Below are 1,955 nucleotides of genomic sequence, written 5' to 3' on the forward strand. Positions count from 1 at the left end.
GTCCCTCATTCCTTGAATCGTTTTCGTACCCCTTGAAGGCTTGCTTGCAATGCAAATATCTAGGGATAGAAAAAAATGTTAAAAGGGTCAAAAATACTTTGTAATCGCTTACATATTATTATACTATTAAATTATAGTAATAAATTATTATGATAATTTATTATTAATGTAATTTAATACAGGGGGCATAGGAGTAATGAAGGATGAAGATGTTAAAAACATCTGAGCCAACTATATACCGTGATTTACAGAAGATTAAAGGTGAAAACAATTAATTTTTTGCGAAAACTTGCTCATCATTTCACATGATGGATAGTTGAAAGACAGGGGGGCAATTTGTGAACAAGAATAGTATGTTACGTGTGTTAGAGAAAGAATTAGTCGTTGCTTTAGGGTGTACAGAGCCAGTGTCGATTGCGTTAACTGCAGCTACTGCAAGAGATTATATGAAGGGCGACATACAGTCAATCGAAGTACTTGCAAGTACAAATGTCATTAAAAATGCAATGGCGGTTGGTATACCAGGGATGAAGGCTACTGGAATTGACTTTGTTGCTGCTTTAGGGGTGTTGGCAGGAGATAGCAAAAAAGATTTAGAAGTGTTAGCCGGAATCTCAGAAGAAGATGAGGAACAAGCAATCTCTTTAGTAGAGGCGGGGAAAGTGTCTGTAGAATTAGCAGATACGTCTAAAAAGCTATACATTGAAGTGAAGTTGACGACAGACGAGGGATATGCAAGGGCTATTATTCAGGATAATCACACATTTATCGCATTAGTAGAGGCGAATGGGGAGCTTGTTTATAAGAATGGATGTGGAAATACACAATTTTCCACTTCTGAAGAAGAACGTGATGAACTAACGATTCCAGAAATATATGAATTTGCTATGACTGTAGATGTAAAGGAATTGGCACTTGTAAAAAAGAGTATTGAACTGAATCGTAATGTGGCACTAGATGGTTTGTCGAATGAATATGGCTTACAAGTTGGAAAAACATTAAAGGCAAATGTATTGAAGGGAATTTTATCAGATGATTTAACAACTCATGCGATGGCATTAGCGGCTGCTGGTTCAGATGCACGTATGGCCGGTTCGACAATGCCAGTAATGGCTAACTCAGGAAGTGGTAATCAAGGGATTGCCGTAACGATGCCTGTAGTAGCCGCAGGTGAGAAATTAAATGCTTCGGAAGAAGAGCTAATTCGTGCTGTTACGTTAAGTCATTTATTAGCGATTTATATTAAAAATCAGTTTGGACGTTTGTCTGCACTTTGCGGTGTAACAGTTGCTGGTGCAAGTGCATCAGCTGCTATTACGTATTTATTAGGTGGAGGTATTGAAAAGATAAAGTATGCAATCCAAAATACACTTGGAAATGTGACAGGAATGATTTGTGATGGAGCAAAAGCAGGATGTGCGATGAAAGTAGCAACTTGTTCAAGTGCAGCTGTACAATCTGCACTGTTAGCCTCACAAGGAATGTGTATCTCTGCCACAGATGGATTTATCGAAGCAGATGTTGATAAAACAATTGAGAACTTTTGCCGATTAGGAAATGAGGGTTCATCAGATATGGATAAGATCATGCTAGAGATGATGATTAATAAAAGGAAATAGTAGTGATGTATCACCGTGGATGTTATTAGTAATCAGTAGAATCCATGTACATCCTACTGAATAAACCATAATCATACAGCAAACATTTCATTTGAAATTGTATTATCCGATCAATCCATCGGTGGAGTAGCAGCTGGTATGAGCGCAGCCGCGAAAGCGAAACGTATCATGTCAGGTGCCCCATTATGAAGGCGTATCTGTCAGAAGCTGCCCAGAGTAAATATGCGAAAGTATATAAAGAGGCAGGGGTTCCGTTTTTTATCCCGCTATTTTTGGGCAGTAATACTCCCACCTCAAAATTCGGCAAAAGCATTGTCCAGCTCCAGCGACTAGAAT

At 38.6% G+C, this 1,955-nt stretch carries 1 protein-coding gene; it reads left to right on the forward strand.

Annotated elements, in window-relative coordinates; all coding sequences use genetic code 11:
- The first annotated feature begins 338 nt into the window (after nt 1–338).
- Nucleotides 339–1,619: an L-cysteine desulfidase family protein gene (locus V7024_RS16215; RefSeq protein WP_335521762.1), complete on the forward strand. Its 1,281-nt coding sequence runs from the start codon at nt 339–341 to the stop codon at nt 1,617–1,619.
- Nucleotides 1,620–1,955 lie beyond the last annotated feature (336 nt).

This window comes from Bacillus sp. JJ864 (genome assembly GCF_036963045.1).
GTDB classification, from domain to species: domain Bacteria; phylum Bacillota; class Bacilli; order Bacillales; family Bacillaceae_G; genus Bacillus_A; species Bacillus_A pseudomycoides_C.